Consider the following 17,039-nt stretch of genomic DNA (forward strand, 5'->3'; position numbering starts at 1 on the left):
ATTGAATCTCGGGAGCCCATCGCGACAATGTGTCTCAGACGTTTACTCCACTGAGGTGGAATGTCCCGAACTTTGTTGAAGCATCGCAAGCAGTTGTGAAATACTGCTTTAAAACCTTTGAAGTGAATCGAATGCAAGCCCGTTGCAAGATTGAAAACAAAGGCTGTAGCCGTGTAAAATATCTTGGTGCTATTCCCGATCTTGATGTCTATGTTTATGAACCACAGGGAATGGCTATCACAAAGGAGGACGCCGAAGCTGTTGGCGCTGATCCCCAGGTTGACATTGATAAAATCTCGGCACGTCAGCCAGAACCCTGAGCCAGCCCCTGCCGCCCCCAAAGCCCACTCCGGCACACAGAGGGACTTGCTTTTCCTGCACTTTTTGGGACAAATGGAAAGCAGTTCGAGCCAATGATGCTTAACTTTCACTTCTGCGCCATGGCGGTTTCGCTGTAGAGGTAGGCTCTACAGAAGGAACTATAGGAACTCTACTACCAAATTTTAAAAGTTTTAATTCTGGTAATAATAGAACTTGTGATATTTTTTCGTGCTGAGGCATAAGTTCTTTTCCTTTCCAAGTTTTGAGTTGTCAGGCACCCAAATCTTAACTTGAAAAAGTCTTAGGCCTCTTCTTTTTTGACTTATGCATCCCACTGCCAACCGTGGAGAACCCGAGATTCGAACTGTAGGGGGATTTCGTGAAAAGGATTTTTTTAATCATCTGGATATTTACAATCTCATCGCACTCGTTTGCGGATACATTTGCAGTTCCACGAGCTGATGGAACTCAAATTACAGTTTATCTCGATGCCCCCAAGACAAGTAGCTTCCCTATCCTCATTGGATTTCAAGGTTCTACTTGTGTGACGTCATTTCCCATGCACCAAATGCTGAAATCAGCACTCCTCCCGTTGAACATCGGCATTCTCTCTTTGGAAAAAAGAGGCTTGGCGTCGACATCCACCACCTGCCCCGACGAATATCTTCAGGAGAATACGATTCAAGACCGAGTTGCAGATCATCTTCTGGTGTTAGCCATCCTGCGAAAGAATTTTCTCAGTTGGAATCATACGCTTGGACTCGCGGGAGGCTCTGAGGGTGGTATGATAGCGGCTCTCGTTGCCCCTCTTATTCCTGATACCTCCGCAGTTGCAATACTGGCTTCCGGTGGTGGCCTTACAATGAGTGAAGAAATGCTTTTACTGACTAAAAAGGAAATGCAACGGCAAGGATCTAGCGAAGAAGATATTCAGACTGCTTTGGCTCAAATGGAGAAACAATTTTCAGAGATGAAATCCCATCCAGTCTCTGACAGGGAATGGCTTTCGGATGGAAAAACGGCGCGGAATACCTTTAAGTGGTGGGCGTCCATTCTCGATGTGAAACTTGAATCTGTTCTCGTGTCGCTGACAATTCCAATTTATGTAGCTCACGGAACCGCAGACACATCCTGTCCCGTGGAAAGCTCTGATATTCTGGCGCAAGCCTTCTTAAAGGATCAAAAGTCCAATTTGACCTATCAGCGGTATGATGGCCTTGAACACAATTGGACCGACAAACAAGGGAATCCGCATCCCGAAGTTTTGAACAACGCCATGGCCTGGATGATTCAAAGCCTCCAATAGCTGCGCTTAGCCGGAGTATTTCAATGCTTTCTAAGACGCGGCATCATGGAACGCCAATCTTCTTTTTTGACTTACCGCATTCCACTGCCAACCGTGGAGAGCCCAGCTGTTCCTCCTCTTCTGGACTACTCAAGAAATTGTCAGAGCATTAGAATTTAGGATATGCGCTATCGAACACTGAGCTATAAACTTGCCTTAGTACTTTGTATTTCTGTTGGCATAAATGCTTGCGAAAACAAGAAGGATGATCCTCCGCCATCCACCCCAGCAACCTTCAGCGGAGTACTTGCATTTAATCTTTCAATTTCAAGCAGCCCCACATGTGGCGAGGCCCTTACACTTTACACAACAGAATACCAAAATGCGTACACGTTTGGGGCAAGAGGCGCACAAACTGCCGCACCTTGGTCGAGCATGGAAGATGATGGCACTGTTGAGGCGGGGGAAAATGCGGACGGCTTTGATTTAGCTATGGTCAGCAATTCTTTCTTTGGTTTAGATGCGATTGATGGGTATGGCTTTACTCACATCTTTTTTAACCTTCCATCTCTCACCCACACAGGACGCAAAATACCTAACGACATTTCTGGATTGGCTTTTAACCACGCAACAATCAAAACACGCTATCGACGTGCCATTGATAATGTCCTGCCCTACCTGAACGATAGCGTGAAATACTTTTCACTTGGAAATGAAGTCGATTCGTATTTAAAAACCCGCCCAGCAGCCGAGTGGACAGAGTACAAAGAGTTAATTGAGGACGCTCGAACCTATTTGAAAAGCCTAAAACCCAACATCACAGTTGGAGTTACTACAACATTCGAGGGTTTTAGCGGAGCTGAATCAGCTGAGATTGCGGAGCTCAATGAAAACATGGACGCGATATTTTTGACCTATTATCCAATTTCAGGCGCATTTGTGGCTGATAGCCCTAGTGTCGTCAGCACGGATTTTGCCGCGATGGTGACACAATCTGGTAATAAGGCTGTCCTCATTCAAGAAATTGGATATCCTACGAGTGCAACAAACAGCGGCACCGAGGCCAATCAAGCCACATTTATCTCTAATGTCTTTGACCAATGGAAACAGCGTGGCTCAACCAAATTTCCATTCATCAGCTTTTTCAAACGGCGCGAGTGGAACGCCTGCGAATGTGCCGCCCAAACAATATCAAGTGCTCCCAACAATATCCCAGGTCAGCCCTTCTATGAGTTTATGTGCTCACTAGGAATACTAAACAATAACTCAACTGCGAAATCTTCCAATGCCACCCTCATCACGAAGATGTCTGAGGTTGGAATACCCAACTGATTGATAGCAGCAAACTTTTCTGGAGGAGAAACAGTAAAACCCATGGAGAGCGCGAACTTCATGGACTTGCTACTTGTCTTTGCCATTCATAAAATTCGATAAAATTCTATTAACTTCATGGGGACGCTCGAGAACTATTCCATGCGAAGCATCTTCTATTTCAAAATACTTCGCGTTCGGTATTCGACGAGTTAGATCCTGACCGAATTTTGGCAGAGCAATGGGATCTTCCTTACTACTAACAACAATGGTACGAATGCCAACAAGCTTTGACAATTTCTCAGATGAGTCATGTCGACTGATTGCTTTCAATTGTCGCATAATTATCCGCGGAGAATCAGCAAGATCACGCCCAACAATGCTCCCCGTTTGCGCCGACAATTGATCAAATGAGTCAACTCCTGATAAAAATTTTTTGGAATACAAAATTTCCAGAAACGCTTTTCTCCTCATCCTTTTTGTACCAACGCGAGTTCTTAGACCAAGCCAAAAAATCCGTGAGTTCATCTGTATTGCTTGGTGACCTTGCGAAAAGGTGCATAACAGTGATAGCGATTTCACTCGCTCAGGGTGCTGTATAGCAAATTCGTGCGCAATTGTGCCGCCCATCGAGTGCCCTACAATATGAGCGGACTTCAGCTGCAAGTGATCCAAAAGGGCTACTGTGTCAGTGACCATACTCTCGATAGTAAGATCTCCGCTCCTGTCTACACTCTGTCCGATACCACGATTATCAAACGTGATAGCCTGGAACTCTTTAGATAGCTCCTTAACTTGAGGTGACCAACCACGACCGACGACCCCTACCCCTTGAATGAAAATCACAGGATCACCCGCCCCAGTGACTTCATAGAATAAATCGACATCTTTAGTTTTCAAGATTGGCAAGACCGCTCCGCTGTAAATAAAATCCTATTGCATATTCAAACATAGTTCAACCGCAGTTTGAAGCTCCCGAATTGGGGACACCAATCACTTCTTGACATTTCGATGATTTACGCAAGAAAACTGATCTTCTCCCAAGAAAAAGACAAAAAAACCGGCACAATTTTCAAGAAGCCAAATCCACTTTTTCAAACTCAACCGAAGTCATGCGCACAAGAGCTGAAAATCGTCTGCAACGTTTGTATCAAGTCTCGATCCACTCAAAGATAGCATGCTTAGCCTCTTTTTGAGATCAAAAATTTCGTCTGTAGACCAGTTCTGTTTTTAGCGAGGCGAAGAAACTCTCGACATGGGTATTATCGTAGCAAATTCCTTTACGAGACATAGCGGCAATGATTCCCTCTAGGCGATTCAAGGACATTTCCAGAGCCTTCAAAATTAGGTCAGCTTCCATGTCTTCATCACATGAGAAGCATCCTACTTTACAATGATAAATATCAAGAAAGATTGCAAGAAATAGTCATCCTCTTTGCAGTGGGAATATCGGATATTTCTCCGCCTCGAATTTCGCTAGGGGGATCGGCGTTGGCCTCCAAAGTTCAGAGCAACATGCAGGATCAAGCCTCAAGAATTGACATATCGAGCGAGCCTGACAATAATTTGCCATGGCACCAAAGAGACAAATCATTTCTCCGGAGCACACTGCAGTACGAGTTGCTTTATGGAGAGCTCTGCATGTGCAGATTGACCCGAAACCGCATGTACTTACTGATGAGATCGGTTCAAAACTTGTTGCTGAAAAAGATTGGCTCAAACGTGCTGACATGAATCCCGAGTTTTCAATGCCAATGCGTGCGTCCGTAGTGGGAAGATCTCGCTTTATTGAAGACATGGTTGCAGAAGAGACAAATAAAGGGAACGGAGCAATACGTAATTCTCGGTGCCGGGCTAGACACCTTTGCACAGCGACGCCCGGAGATCGCCTCACGTCTGCACGTCTTCGAAGTTGATCAACCTGGTCCTCAGGCCTGGAAGCGAAAGCGACTGACAGAAATTGGTTTCGAAACCCCAGATTGGCTTCATTTTGTGCCAGTCGATTTTGAGGCTGGCCAATCCTGGTGGGAAAAGCTAAATGAAGCTGGTTTTGATGCAAATCAACCCGCCATTGTTGTTTCAACGGGGGTCTCGATGTACCTAACGAAAAATGCAAACTTAGCTACATTTGAGCAGATTGCAAAGCTAGCTCCGGGTTCAATCTTCACAACAACCTTCATGCTAACACTTGAACTTCTTGATCCTAAAGAGAGGTCAATCATGGAGTTCGTGTTGAAAAAGGCAGAAGAATCAGGAACTCCATTTTTGAGTCTCTTTTCTCCACCTGAAATATTGAGTTTGGCAAAAAGGGCTGGATTTAGAAAATCTCTCTATGTATCCGCCGATGAACTTTATCAAAAATATTTTTCTAAGCGCTCGGATGGTCTAAGAGCCGGAAGCGCAGAAGCTTTCTTGATTGCCACGACCTAATTGAATGGACATAATCTAATAACTCAACTCAAAAGAGAGCCAATAGGAATATTGGTACTTGATTCATCGATCTCGGCAAGTCTAAGTAAACAGTTCGGGCACCGTTCCTTGCATTTGCCCAAGTGTTTCGCTGTTGTGTCCAACAGCTTTCATCGCCGAAATTGTGACTAGAGCGGGATGGACGCCGGTCTTAACAATGTGTTTGCCTGGCTTAAGACCACCTACGCGTCCTGCCACCAACATCGCCATATTCTCCGTGGAATGTGTACCAATAGCAGCTCCGGTATCACCTGGACTATTTAAAAGGCGTCCATGTCCGCCTTCAAATACAAGTAGCAAGGCTGAGCTATCGAGCAAGGTACCGGTTCCTTCGGCTGTCGATTTCAATTTGGCAACGAGGTAGGCAAATTGATCGACATGCCAAGCATGGATCAGAGACATAGCATAGGAATTACTGTCAGATGCAGACAAGTTGGGATTCATTATCGTGACGGGAGTACCCGCTGGCGCCTGTCTTGGAGCTCCCCCTGCATTGTGACCAATTTCATGCGGTTCGCAACCATCTGTGATGTTTGAAAAGGAAGGATTTACCGACAATGCCGACATATGACATTGTGAGGTCGTTAACATCAAAGTGGCGGCCCGAGTGAGATCACAAACAAAGGCCATGTGAATAAGGTCCATAAATATCAAATTTCGCTCCCTTTCGTTGCTGTAGCGAGCCGCAATATTGATGGTTGGATCGGCTCCTGGGTCTGAGGGCTTTGAGCAAGCAGACATGGAAGGAGGAGGAATGCTATTTGATATTCTCGACTCAAGACTGCGAATTTCATCCAAATGTTGAGTGAGCCTCTGCTGATCAGACACGCCCAGCAAATTTAAGAGACGATTACGATCATTTAATACGGCATCGAGAATGCTTCGACGCTTGACTAACTCGGCAGCCACAATCGGATCGATATTGCCACCTGGCGGGGTAAAACTACCAAACAAGGATAGAAAGGCCGCATGAGGAGAAGTCTGATTAGATATTCGAGAGATACTTCCATTGGAGTTTCGCTTGAAAGCCATGATATCTCTGCCGTAGAAATCATACCCAGGCAAATAGAAATTTGGTTGCCCCTGATAATTCAAAGATAGAAATCGCGTGTTAGCGCCGAGCGTGCGACCAATGATCTGATCGGCACTTTCTCCAATATTGTCTCCCTCCTGAGCGCCTGAAGATGCAATATTGCAGGTTCCATTGAGCATCGGCCAATGAGCATAAGGGTGATATTCGGGGCCACGATTTCCAGGTCCACTTCCTGTTGGAATGTAGAGTCCCGAAACCACGCTGACATCACTCTTAACATTACGAGTTTCAAGAGGACGAAGTCCAACCGATGTGACGTAATTCGCCCCAGCTGAGGGAGGGACAAAAAAATTCCTCCTGTCTCCGTCGGCACCAAGAGATTGACCCACAAAAAAAACACCAATTCTTTTGGCTGGGGCTGCCTGGGCATTTGCCAATTGGCCATCCAACATAATTTCAAGAGTTGGAAGGGCAATGGAAATACCTCCCAAGCCTCGCAAAAAAGTGCGCCGGTTTAGTTTGATATCTTTCATGGTGCCCCCAGACGAAAATTTGAATCGCCGACAAATTCGAGAACAAAATCCTGGAATGTTCCTTGGCTTGTTATCTTGCGAGCGAGCAATTCAATAAAGGCGGCGTCTTTCGATGAGGATTTCAAGCCAAATGCGAAGTGAAAATACTGCATCGCCATGCAGGTCTGCAGGCGACCACTATTAGAAACAAGATCTGAAAGAGCAACTGGACCATTGAAATCACCATGGCCGACGAGACTTCCTTGTCCATCAATCGGACAACTGGTGTTATCTGTTCCGTCTCCATTTTTATCAAAAGTTCTAAACCTACCAGCAAAATCGTACTGCTCCAATCCAAAACCAATTGGATCCATATGGTTGTGGCAGCTGAAGCATGAGGTGTTAGTGGCCGCATGGGCCTGGTATCTGATTTTTTTGCAGTTGGGTCCATTTTCAGGAGGCTTTGGAGGCTGGTCAACATCGGTGGTGGGAGGGGGTGATGGAATCTCCTGACAGAGCAATCTATTCTTAACAAACTTACCTCGTTGCGTTGGGCTGGTGTCTCCAAATTTCGCGCCAGCAGAAAGGTACGCACCGGTAGACAGAATTCCGCGTCGACCTGCTGGCAATGTTCGCCAAGAAGTGCTTCCTGTTTGAGACAGTCCGTAAACAGCTGCTACATTGTCATCCATAAGCGATTCTGTTATTTCAAAAATTTGTTCCCAGGGCTTTTATCTGTAAACACAATTTTTTGAACGATTGAATCAGCTTCCGATTTGAGTGATGACGAAAGACTGGCCTCATGTCCAAGTTTTTCATAGGCTAACCATTCCGCATGAAACTGTTTAGCGCGATCAACAGCTCTTGGATCTCCAAGCATCGTTCGAGCCTTGTTCTGAACCTGTTCTCGTGTATGGAGAATGTTATTTTCGGCGTCCTCTAAAAGTGAAACGCTGGGACTTGAGCCCCAAATCAGGAAAGCCATTCGCTCAGCGATGATAAAATCCAGTTCTCTGGCATCCGTGAAATTTTCAAATCGATAAATAAATTTGGGGTGTGAAAGAAAAAATCGCAGTGCGAAGTCAACACCGCTTTCAAAACTTCCTGAACTAGCAGCCTGGGACAAGGCCAAATCTACCCAATGACCAATTAATTCAGGCGCCTCCTTGCGGCGAAATAACTGCAGACTCAATTGAGAGACAATTCGAGACATGCAAGATCGATCGGAGGTTGAAGATCCCCGACAAGCAAGCTTGGAATCTCTTCTGGCCTGATCAGTCAAGAGTCTTGAGCTGACATCCTGAGCCAGACGTTCAATTCCTTCGATGAGAGGAGTAGAGGTCGTGTGAGATTCGACATCATTATCATATGGTGCAACGGCATCTGCTGGTAGGAGACGAAACGCCGGATTTGTTGTTTCCCCAAAAAAGTCGCGAAGAGAACGGTCAATTTCGGAATTTGACAGTCTCTTAAACGCGCCCTGATCGCCAAAAATAGTGTTTTCGCTTGAATTTCGACTGCTCGAACTCTTGTATTTTCCACAATTTTGAAAACTCAAAACGATTGTCACTGATAGTAACAGAAACGCAAAGTATAGCCCCTTACCAACCAGCAAACGAACCATAGAATTCGCCCCCAAAAAGTCCCAGAATGCGGCAGTCGCTTCATGCTCTGCTCATCATTTAGCCTTGCAAAGACTGGACCCCTGTTGACGGCATATCGGCCATCAGAGAACGCAATTCTATTGACAGTGTCAATGAACTGGGCGGACTAATTGAACCAGAGTATAAGCTTGAAACAGTGTCAAATTGAAGCAAACGCACCGAAACCTATTGCGATCGAAGGAATGCCTACTTTGAAATGTCGCTCTTAAACGAAATCAATCGCTCTTTGATTTCATTCTTTGCGCGTCGGAAGGCACTTTTCTTTTCTGATTCAGGAGATGACGCTGGATCTTGAATTGGCCAATGAAGTCGCTTCGCTCTTGAAGACAACATGGGACAAACCTCTTCGGCACAAAGCGTGATGACATAATCCAGATTTGCAAGAAATTGCTGAGGCAGTTGATCCGTCGATTTTGACCAGTTCTCTGAAATGTCGATCTCATCCTCCTTGAGAATTTCAATGGCCCAAGGCTGAACCTTGCCCGATGGCTCGGAGCCAGCACTTTCAACTGTAGCAGCGCTACCTAAAATGGATTTCGCTAATCCCTCGGCCAATTGGCTTCTTGCAGAATTCGCAACGCAAAGAAAGAGAATATGAACTGGCTTAGACATTCTGTGGCTCCTTAAAATATTTTCCTTTAATCCATAAAGAAACCGAAACGAGAAGAATCAAAACAGGAACTTCCACTAAAGGACCAATGACTGCAGCAAAAGCGGCACCGTGATGGATCCCGAAAGTGGCAACTGCGACCGCAATTGCTAATTCAAAATTATTTGAAGCTGCTGTAAATGAGAGTGTTGCCGCCTTCTCGTAATCTGCTCCCGCTCTTTTGCTCATATAAAATGAAACCAGAAACATCAAGACAAAATAAACGAACAGTGGAATTGCGATTCGAAGAACGTCTAATGGCAACTGAACGATTTGGTCACCTTTAAGCGAAAACATCACGACGATAGTAAAGAGAAGAAAGACCAGTGTCAGCGGAGAAATTTGAGGAATAAATACTTCCTCATACCATTTGCGTCCTTTTGAGCGAATCAATATCCTTCGACTAAAGTAACCAGAGATAAATGGAATGCCAAGATAGATCAAGACCGCAAGGGCAACATCCAAAATAGTGATCGACACTTCAACCGAAGCAAGTCCGAGCCACTTCGGCATCGTCGTCAAAAAGAAATACGCCATAAAGGGAAAAGTAAAAATCTGGAATATGGAATTCATCGCGACAAGCCCAGCACAATATTCTCTGCTCCCACCAGCCAGATCATTCCAAACGATCACCATTGCAATACAACGTGCAAGGCCGATGAGAATAAGCCCAGTCATGTATTCGGGATATTCGCGCAGAAAAATCGTCGCGAGCCCAAACATCAAGATGGGTCCCAGAAGCCAATTCTGGACAAGCGAGAGCAAAAGAATTCTGGTGTTGGAAAAAACTTTTGGCATCTCCTCATATCTTACCTTCGCCAGAGGTGGATACATCATGAGTACCAGGCCAACAGCAATTGGGATTGAGGTAGAACCTAATGACAACTTCTCAAGAATGAGCGGGATTGCGGGCACGAACCTGCCAAGCAGCACTCCAAATGCCATTGCACTGAAGATCCAAAGAGTTAAATAGCGATCGAGAAATGATAGCCTTCGTAACACTGATAGGTCGTTCTCACCCACAAATTTCTCCGTTGCTTATCGTTCGCATACGATATATCTTCAGTTCATGGCATTGGCAAGAACTGATGAATTTCCCGATAGAGATGTTCAACTAGCGGAGTGGTGCAAAGCGCTAACTCATCCTGCACGTATTTTTATTCTTCGCACTCTCGCAAGTCGTGGCGAATGCATCTGCGGTGAGCTGGTAGTCGATCTTCCCCTCTCTCAAGCATCCGTAAGCCAGCATCTAAAAGCCCTCAAAGCGGTGGGACTCATTAAAGGCGAAATTGAAGGTCCTCGTTCTAGATATTGCGTGAACAAAAAGGCCTTCGAAAAGCTTGTCAAGGCTCTGGGAGATTTTAGCACGAAGGTCATCGAGGATCTTGATGACGAAGCCTGCCGCTAAGGAGTGATAACGAACAAAAATATTAATTTATCTTCAGTTATTTTGAAAGCGCAGCGTTTATTGCGCCAATCAACTGAACATCATCTGGCTCTGTTTTTGAAGAAAATCTGTTGATCAGCTTACCTGACCGATTAACTAGGAATTTCTCAAAATTCCAAGCGATTTCTTTTTCTGCATTTTCAGATTTCGTCAGCCACCTAAAAAGTGGATCCTTTTGAGAGCCACTAACAACCATCTTGGGGGTCAAAGGAAAACTAACCCCATAATTTAGCTTACAAAATTTCTTCACCTCATCATTGCCCTCCGGTGTCTGCGACCCAAAATCATTACTGGGAACTCCCAAAACCACAAGTCCCTTATCCTTGAACTTCTGATAGATTTTCTCTAATCCATCAAGCTGTCCAGTATATCCACAGCGCGTGGCAATATTCACAACGAGGACAACTTTGCCCTTATATTCACTCAAGTCCATTGCAATTCCTTTGTTAGACAAAATTAATAGAATAAATGCAAAAGCAGTTCTCATGTCTTCCTCGCTAGCAAAGATTTAGAAAAAAATCTGGGTTTTTCCTCGACCACCGCTAAATTATTACTCAATAGAGTACGCAATGGAGTTTGAATATAGTTAAGATCCAGAAGCTGAGCAGTCAATCGCATCATATCCAAATAAGTCAAGGGGCGGCAACCAGCTAAATCATATGTGCGACCTAAATGCTGCTCACTCTTTGCTGCGGCCACCAAAGCTACCACTACCGCGCGCAAATCCACCGGAGAAGTCAAAGTCTGAGTCCACGACGGACAGATCATCACATGAAGACGGCTGATGAGTTTCAATAGAATCTGAAACGAAGCCCCCTCTTCTCCGATAATCAAACCCGCACGAAAAAAGTCTCTCGGCGCGTTAACACTTCTGCGCGCGAGCGATATTCGGTAGTGAGGGCAGTCACAAAAGAGAGTATGGCTCTTATGACGGTGGTAGACTTCAGGTTGATCCTAATTTACCCTATCTCCTGCAGGATCTCTATCTTGTTTGCATTGATACTAGGTTTTCCATTTTATAGGTTTTCCATTTTGGAAGACGGCCGCGAGGCCCTCTTGCCCAAAGCAAAAGCAAAAGGCGTATCCACTTGGGGGCTTTGTGAAAGCACCATTCAATGAAGCTTCTTACTTAGCTCAGGTCCGAAGACTCCGAAATTTGGCAAGGATAGCGATTTCTCAATATCCAGTCCAAGTTAAATCCATCAACTTCATTCGACACGGCGAAAACACCACCTTCCGAATTGACGCCAAAGATGGTCGAACATACCTCCTCCGTATCCACCGAAATGAATATCACACCAAGTCCGCTATCGAGGAGGAAATGTCTTGGCTGGCACTACTCTCGAAGGCAGGTCTGACAGTGCCGAAACCCGTCATTTCAAACCACGGGGATTTGGTGAGAACGGTCGCACATTTAGATCTTCCCACATCTCGAAACTGCTCCCTATTCGAATGGATCAAAGGTCGACTTATTGGAAAGTCTGTCAGCACCAATCACTTGCACCAAGTGGGCGTGATCTTAGCGAATCTTCATACGCATGCGCCGCGAACCGCAGTTATTCATAGACGATATTGGACTGCGGAGGGTCTTGTTGGAGAAAGGCCAAGCTTTGGCTCAATTGACTCGCTGGCAGGCATTCGCCCGAAGCAACAAGAGGCAGTCAGTAGAGCCAGGATACTCGTACTCAAAAAGCTGCGCCGGTTTGAAAAGGATTTTCCGCAAAAACAGGGGCTCATCCATGCAGACCTTCATTTCGGCAATATTCTTTCGATCGGAAAAAGCCTCGGCGCGATTGACTTCGATGATTGCGGCTATGGCTTTCATTCATATGATCTCGTCATCCCGCTTTTATCTGTCGAACGATTGCTCGGCGAAAGAAAATCTAATAGGCTGTCAGAATATAAAAATGCTCTGATTTCGGGATATCAGACAAAAAAGAAATGGGATGCCGAGGACGAAAGGATTTTCCCCTACCTTTTCACTGCGAGGCGGCTCGCCATGTTGGGCTGGCTGAACTCTCGTTCTGATAATCCGCGATTGAAGGCGCAATTGAAAAGCGCCGTTGACAACGGACTAAAGCATCTACGGCTCGAACATCATCTGTGATAATAGATAGGCACGATTTTCCTATCAGGCTCCAGTAGAAAGATTCCAATAGACATAGCGCTATCTCACATGTCAGTCTTCCTAAACCATTTGTTTCTCAAAACGAAACATATATTTCTATATCGTTTCTTTTTTGTTCTGAGGGTCTATGGCAAATTCTCTTCATGTCGCAATTATGTGGCGGTCACCAAGGAGACAGTTATGATCGAAAAAAATAGCGCTCGTATTTTAGTCGGAGCCATGAACCTTTTGGCAGTGGGCAGTCCAATGCTGGCGAGTCAGGTATCTCATGCGTCGCCAGCAGATGAGAAAATTGAGAAGCTGAATGTTTCCTCGCTCAGGTCGATTGAGAGCACTTGGCTTAAAGTTCCGAACTCCTGCAAGGCCCGTGTGTTCAACGCGAGTCCAATTTCTTTAGAAAACAAAGCTATCAGTGCTCAGGTTCAAAATATCTATGCATCCTTCGGAGTTTAATAGGATGGAACCGAAGATCATTCGATTGTCTTCGGAGGAGGTTATCCTCCTCCGAAGACAGTTCGAAAACTTGCTGAGATAACACCTTTCGACTCTGATATAAAGCTGGCGTCGAGAGTCGCAAGCTACGGTATTTTTCGAGAAATCGGTACAATCAATGATGAGTTGGCTCGTTTTATCTTTGACGCTGAATCGGCGAAACCGGTTCGCTTGGAATCCTTAAAGGCAGAATTAGTTGAATGGAATGGACTTTTCGGATTACGGGTGTTCTCTAGTGACACCCATCAATTGGAATTAAGAACAAAGGGATTCTACGAATTAGTTCATCCCGAAATCTCTAAAAATGCAAATGGCACACTTCACTCATTATTCATCTTCCCGGAGATCATTAACAAAATCGCGCAAAGCGAAGGGGTCGAGTTAGTTCTTGTAAGGTCATGGGGAATGAATTCAATCTTTGGTGGATTTGATCCATCAAAAGAATATTACCAAACGAACCTTTGGGAAATTGAAAATAACGATGCACTAAAGTTTTCGGATCTTGTTCGACAGGGGAAAATTGCGTTCATGGGAACCCATGATTTAGTCGCCCACATTGCGGGTATTGATCGACGTCATTGGCCGCTTCTGAAAAAAAATGCACAAAAGGCGTATCAGGCGATCCATTCTTATTTCAAGTCAGTTTCTAAGCCGAGTATATCGGCTCTTATTTTGCCCTACACAATAGGAGTTGTTCTCGACGATCTTGCGCAGCCGCCAAGCTATAGTTCTAAAAACCACATTGCCGTTTTAGATGAATTGCTTTGGAAAGCTTCGAGGAATGAAATCCCGGCAAACTTACCGACTTTGTTGACTAAGTTTCCGAAAAGCTTTGAAAAAATCATAGATCTGTCTCGGACAAAAAATATCGAACAAAGGCCTGCTGAAGTTAGAGCTGTGATCAATGATCTGGTTCAAGAAATCCTAAAGGCTTCGCTCGTACAACCGATTTAGAAGCTATGCCAAATCTTACTCATCCAACCTAATGCTTCGGGGTCTCTGCAAATCAACTTAACGGACTGTTGGCAACTGTATGGACAGCCCGTGACATTCAGATAAACGAGATCGAGTTCTTTCACATAGTAGTCAGGAAGATATGCGAGAGCATGGCCTCGCTCAAGCAGCTTCTCCATAATTTTAAGTCCACTCGACCGATAGCGAATCTGTCTAGGAATTTGTCATCTCGCCATCCATCCAATGAGGCGGAAGTAGAAATCTTTCCGAGCATAGCGGATTCGGGCGATACGAATGGAAATTTTAGAACTTCTTCGACCGGAATCTTGGAGATCTGAGAGAACTTTTTGAAAAGTGGATGCTTCGGTGATGCACAGGTTTTAAATTCAACTTTTGATAGAATTCTTGACTTAATACCTTGCGGTACTTCACCAGTGAGGATGCCGAAGTGAGCTTCGCCATCTTCTATTTGTTGTATGACTTTGGATTCAGTGTGGCTTAAAAATTGAAATCTCGAATGCGCAAATGACTTTTGAATGTTTTCAGAAAGGTGAATTCCAAAATGGGTGTGAAGGATTTCTTCAGCGCTAATGACAACGTTCAAGGTTCCTTTTTGTCCGCCCAATTCAATTTTAGCATCTTCTTCAAGCTGCACAATCAAGGCTGCTCGTTTCTTAAGAACTAAGCCTTCGGACGTGAGCCGGATATTTCGGCCTTGCTTGTAGAAAAGAGAAACTCCTAGCTCGTCCTCTAAGCGGGAAATCGCCTTACTCAGAGAACCTGGAGACACATTTATGCCTTCTGAGGCTCGATGCACATTCTCATTCTTGGCCACCGCTAAGAAATAACGCAATTCAAATATTTCCATAAGCGAAACATATAATTCGAATACGTTTCTTTTTCAAGGTGTATCCTTAGGCTGATATTGGTCAAGTAAATGACATCATCCTAGATTTTGACAAAAGTTATCAAAATGAAGTCAATTTTTTAATTCAAGACATTTGAGCATTGTATTGACCTCTCAATTCCAAGAAACTAACTGATCCAAATGCGACGCAAGACCATCAACATTTTGGTTAGCCATTTACAGAAGCGGCCTGGTGGTCAAATAGCATCACCGCCTTGCCGATAAACGCTGGAACACTCTCGAACCTCAATGCGCCCGGAACGATTTATTACGCGAATGCCGATACAACTTCCCTTGGATACAAGGTCACAGCCCCGAAAATTGCGGTCGTAACTTTAAAAGGGCTACAAACTTCAGTCCACCGGTGCTTCCACCAATAATTTTAATGCGGATGACTGCTATTCTGGATCTGTCGCGGCCGCACAAATGATTTGCTCTGGATCTGTGAACCACCTGTGGATCGAAGCGACAGTCAACGGAACCAACGGCACTTGGCCTCTCGTCATTGGAATGCGACTCAACGCGAGCAAATATAGCCGCATTCACGGATCAGCGGTTCTTGATCTCAAGAATAACAGCAATAACATGGCCGCCTATGAAATCGAGTCTTGCAACTTGGTCATGGTCGATGAATCAATTGCCAAAGGCGTCGGCAAGCAGGGAGGGATGCGCCTTTCGGGATCCAAAAACATCATTCGCCGTTTCGATGTCGCTCGCAATACCGACACGACATCGACAGCGCAGTCTCTGATGGTTCTAACGGGTTCGGCGACTTACAATCGTCTTCAAGATATTCGACTCTCGTACCAGCAGGCAGGAACGACTAGCTTCGGTCTGAAAATTCTTGGAAGCAACAATGTCGTCACCGGACTCACAATCACCAATATCAACGGTAATTCCGGTCTTGCCATTCAGGGCGTTTCCAATACGATTGTCGTCAGCGCTACCATTTCTGGTACCGGCGACGCAGGAACCCTTCTCGACGGCACAACAGCTTTCTCCGGCACGATCTTGAGCCATATCACGACCACCAACAATACTTGGAATGGCATCTATGTCACGGGCGGTCTTTCAAGCACTTATGCTCACTCGATTGTCATGGTCAACCAAGATCAGGCGATTCAATCTCCAGGCGGAGGTAGCGGCAGTGGAAACATTTATCATGACATCGTCGCGGCAAACAACGCAGGCGGGATCGCAGTCAATCTCGCTGGATCACAGGCCTCAAGTTTCACTGGATTTCTCAACGTAGGACCTAGCGGCCCAACCTGCGGTGGAGGAGGATTATCTGGCTCCTGTAGCAGCCCATTGACGAGTTCCTTCGCCTCGGCGTTTGGAGCTAAAGTTACAACCAACGACCCGATCAACTCGAGCGACACAGTTGGAACGGCGCCATTCGCAACGTCTCTCGATTGGCTCGGCTTTGAAAATCCTTTCAGGGGATGGGGAAAAGAAAATGCTGCAGCTTTCCCCTCGAATGTTCATAGCGGGGCTTGTATCTCGGCAACTTGTCGCATCTGGGATTGGCGCGCGCTGAGTGGAGGTCCCATCCACAATGTCAGCGGCGATGGATCGACCACGAACGGCACGTTCACTGCCGGAAGCGCCTGCCCATCGGTAGTCGACGGCAACCAGACAATCACAGCGAACAGTAAAACCTATCTTAAGCACGCGATCGAAATTCATGCCGATTTGGTCGGAAATAATGACGGTCTGTGCGAAAGCGGAGAGATCTGTATTTACGCTCCGAATGTGGGATCTTACCAGGGTGAAGGAACGGTGGTCGGGCCCTGCACATTCACAGGCGGAACCGTCACGGGCGTGCAGATATACGCATTCCCAACGACTGGTATTTAAACTTAAACGC

At 45.5% G+C, this 17,039-nt stretch carries 18 protein-coding genes and 1 pseudogene; 9 read left to right on the top strand and 10 right to left on the bottom strand.

Translation table 11 applies throughout. The features are described 5' to 3' along the window. Positions 1-29 precede the first annotated feature (29 nt). The 3 genes from IPJ71_12625 (at position 30) to IPJ71_12635 (ending at position 2,938) form a co-directional block, all read left to right on the top strand. Entirely contained in the window at positions 30-320 is a 291-nt protein-coding gene (locus IPJ71_12625; GenBank protein ID MBK7844516.1) for a hypothetical protein, read from the top strand. 380 nt (positions 321-700) lie between these two features. Next, positions 701-1,627 carry an alpha/beta hydrolase gene (locus IPJ71_12630; GenBank protein MBK7844517.1) on the top strand — a complete coding sequence of 309 codons (927 nt, stop codon included), beginning with the start codon at positions 701-703 and terminating at the stop codon, positions 1,625-1,627. 162 nt (positions 1,628-1,789) lie between these two features. Next, positions 1,790-2,938, top strand: coding sequence for a glycosyl hydrolase 53 family protein (locus IPJ71_12635; protein MBK7844518.1), 1,149 nt, complete (start codon positions 1,790-1,792; stop codon positions 2,936-2,938). 69 nt (positions 2,939-3,007) lie between these two features. Here IPJ71_12635 and IPJ71_12640 read toward each other — a convergent pair whose 3' ends face one another. Both IPJ71_12640 and IPJ71_12645 read right to left on the bottom strand, forming a co-directional pair. Next, on the bottom strand, positions 3,008-3,817 hold the full coding sequence (locus tag IPJ71_12640) for an alpha/beta hydrolase (protein ID MBK7844519.1): 810 nt from the start codon (positions 3,815-3,817) through the stop codon (positions 3,008-3,010). A 298-nt stretch (positions 3,818-4,115) separates the two neighbouring features. Continuing rightward, on the bottom strand, positions 4,116-4,277 hold the full coding sequence (locus IPJ71_12645) for a hypothetical protein (GenBank protein ID MBK7844520.1): 162 nt from the start codon (positions 4,275-4,277) through the stop codon (positions 4,116-4,118). Positions 4,278-4,488: 211 nt separating this feature from the next. On the opposite strand from IPJ71_12645, the pseudogene IPJ71_12650 reads away from it, so the two are divergent. Then, a pseudogene (locus tag IPJ71_12650) lies at positions 4,489-5,347 on the top strand (class I SAM-dependent methyltransferase). A gap of 81 nt (positions 5,348-5,428) precedes the next feature. On the opposite strand, the gene IPJ71_12655 reads toward IPJ71_12650, so the two are convergent. The 5 genes from IPJ71_12655 to arsB form a co-directional block, all read right to left on the bottom strand. Further along, entirely contained in the window at positions 5,429-6,952 is a 1,524-nt protein-coding gene (locus IPJ71_12655; GenBank protein ID MBK7844521.1) for a DUF1552 domain-containing protein, read from the bottom strand. Next, positions 6,949-7,623, bottom strand: a complete 675-nt coding sequence (locus tag IPJ71_12660; GenBank protein ID MBK7844522.1) for a DUF1588 domain-containing protein — start codon at positions 7,621-7,623, stop codon at positions 6,949-6,951. Before IPJ71_12660 ends, IPJ71_12655 begins: the two co-directional genes overlap by 4 nt. Before the next feature lie 11 nt (positions 7,624-7,634). Continuing rightward, the gene (locus IPJ71_12665) at positions 7,635-8,555 is read right to left on the bottom strand and encodes a DUF1592 domain-containing protein (GenBank protein ID MBK7844523.1); all 921 of its coding nucleotides are present in this window, start codon (positions 8,553-8,555) and stop codon (positions 7,635-7,637) included. Between the two features lie 226 nt (positions 8,556-8,781). Then, on the bottom strand, positions 8,782-9,207 hold the full coding sequence (locus IPJ71_12670) for an arsenate reductase ArsC (GenBank protein ID MBK7844524.1): 426 nt from the start codon (positions 9,205-9,207) through the stop codon (positions 8,782-8,784). Beyond that, entirely contained in the window at positions 9,200-10,189 is a 990-nt protein-coding gene (gene arsB, locus IPJ71_12675) for an ACR3 family arsenite efflux transporter (protein MBK7844525.1), read from the bottom strand. Before arsB ends, IPJ71_12670 begins: the two co-directional genes overlap by 8 nt. 124 nt (positions 10,190-10,313) lie before the next feature. On the opposite strand from arsB, the gene IPJ71_12680 reads away from it, so the two are divergent. After that, positions 10,314-10,652: a helix-turn-helix transcriptional regulator gene (locus IPJ71_12680; protein ID MBK7844526.1), complete on the top strand. Its 339-nt coding sequence runs from the start codon at positions 10,314-10,316 to the stop codon at positions 10,650-10,652. A 37-nt stretch (positions 10,653-10,689) separates the two neighbouring features. Here the strand turns inward: IPJ71_12680 and IPJ71_12685 are convergent, their stop codons facing one another. Next, positions 10,690-11,178: a redoxin domain-containing protein gene (locus tag IPJ71_12685; protein ID MBK7844527.1), complete on the bottom strand. Its 489-nt coding sequence runs from the start codon at positions 11,176-11,178 to the stop codon at positions 10,690-10,692. Continuing rightward, positions 11,175-11,486 (bottom strand): hypothetical protein, encoded by a 312-nt coding sequence (locus IPJ71_12690; protein ID MBK7844528.1) that lies wholly within the window; start codon positions 11,484-11,486, stop codon positions 11,175-11,177. The genes IPJ71_12685 and IPJ71_12690 overlap by 4 nt, the downstream gene beginning before the upstream one ends. 304 nt (positions 11,487-11,790) lie before the next feature. Between IPJ71_12690 and IPJ71_12695 the strand changes: the two genes are divergently transcribed. The 3 genes from IPJ71_12695 to IPJ71_12705 all read left to right on the top strand — a co-directional run bounded on the left by IPJ71_12695 (position 11,791) and on the right by IPJ71_12705 (position 14,265). Then, positions 11,791-12,798: a phosphotransferase gene (locus IPJ71_12695; GenBank protein MBK7844529.1), complete on the top strand. Its 1,008-nt coding sequence runs from the start codon at positions 11,791-11,793 to the stop codon at positions 12,796-12,798. A 201-nt stretch (positions 12,799-12,999) separates the two neighbouring features. Continuing rightward, a complete protein-coding gene (locus IPJ71_12700; protein ID MBK7844530.1) occupies positions 13,000-13,272 on the top strand; it encodes a hypothetical protein in 273 nt (90 codons plus the stop codon). A gap of 210 nt (positions 13,273-13,482) precedes the next feature. Then, a complete protein-coding gene (locus IPJ71_12705) occupies positions 13,483-14,265 on the top strand; it encodes a hypothetical protein (protein MBK7844531.1) in 783 nt (260 codons plus the stop codon). A 121-nt stretch (positions 14,266-14,386) separates the two neighbouring features. On the opposite strand, the gene IPJ71_12710 is transcribed toward IPJ71_12705, so the two are convergent. Continuing rightward, positions 14,387-15,133, bottom strand: a complete 747-nt coding sequence (locus tag IPJ71_12710; protein ID MBK7844532.1) for a LysR family transcriptional regulator — start codon at positions 15,131-15,133, stop codon at positions 14,387-14,389. A gap of 483 nt (positions 15,134-15,616) precedes the next feature. Here IPJ71_12710 and IPJ71_12715 point away from each other — a divergent pair, with 483 nt between their 5' ends. Next, a complete protein-coding gene (locus IPJ71_12715; GenBank protein ID MBK7844533.1) occupies positions 15,617-17,029 on the top strand; it encodes a right-handed parallel beta-helix repeat-containing protein in 1,413 nt (470 codons plus the stop codon). Positions 17,030-17,039 lie beyond the last annotated feature (10 nt).

The organism is Bdellovibrionales bacterium (assembly GCA_016714165.1).
Taxonomy (GTDB): domain Bacteria; phylum Bdellovibrionota; class Bdellovibrionia; order Bdellovibrionales; family UBA1609; genus JADJVA01.

Bases quoted from the DNA above. Each gene is read 5' to 3' on its own strand.
- IPJ71_12635 (MBK7844518.1), top strand. From the start codon at position 1,790: ATGCGCTATCGAACACTGAGCTATAAACTTGCCTTAGTACTTTGTATT.
- IPJ71_12645 (MBK7844520.1), bottom strand. From the start codon at position 4,277: ATGGAAGCTGACCTAATTTTGAAGGCTCTGGAAATGTCCTTGAATCGC.
- IPJ71_12655 (MBK7844521.1), bottom strand. From the start codon at position 6,952: ATGAAAGATATCAAACTAAACCGGCGCACTTTTTTGCGAGGCTTGGGA.
- IPJ71_12660 (MBK7844522.1), bottom strand. From the start codon at position 7,623: ATGGATGACAATGTAGCAGCTGTTTACGGACTGTCTCAAACAGGAAGC.
- IPJ71_12665 (MBK7844523.1), bottom strand. From the start codon at position 8,555: ATGGTTCGTTTGCTGGTTGGTAAGGGGCTATACTTTGCGTTTCTGTTA.
- IPJ71_12670 (MBK7844524.1), bottom strand. From the start codon at position 9,207: ATGTCTAAGCCAGTTCATATTCTCTTTCTTTGCGTTGCGAATTCTGCA.
- arsB (MBK7844525.1), bottom strand. From the start codon at position 10,189: ATGGCATTTGGAGTGCTGCTTGGCAGGTTCGTGCCCGCAATCCCGCTC.
- IPJ71_12680 (MBK7844526.1), top strand. From the start codon at position 10,314: ATGGCATTGGCAAGAACTGATGAATTTCCCGATAGAGATGTTCAACTA.
- IPJ71_12685 (MBK7844527.1), bottom strand. From the start codon at position 11,178: ATGAGAACTGCTTTTGCATTTATTCTATTAATTTTGTCTAACAAAGGA.
- IPJ71_12700 (MBK7844530.1), top strand. From the start codon at position 13,000: ATGATCGAAAAAAATAGCGCTCGTATTTTAGTCGGAGCCATGAACCTT.
- IPJ71_12710 (MBK7844532.1), bottom strand. From the start codon at position 15,133: ATGGAAATATTTGAATTGCGTTATTTCTTAGCGGTGGCCAAGAATGAG.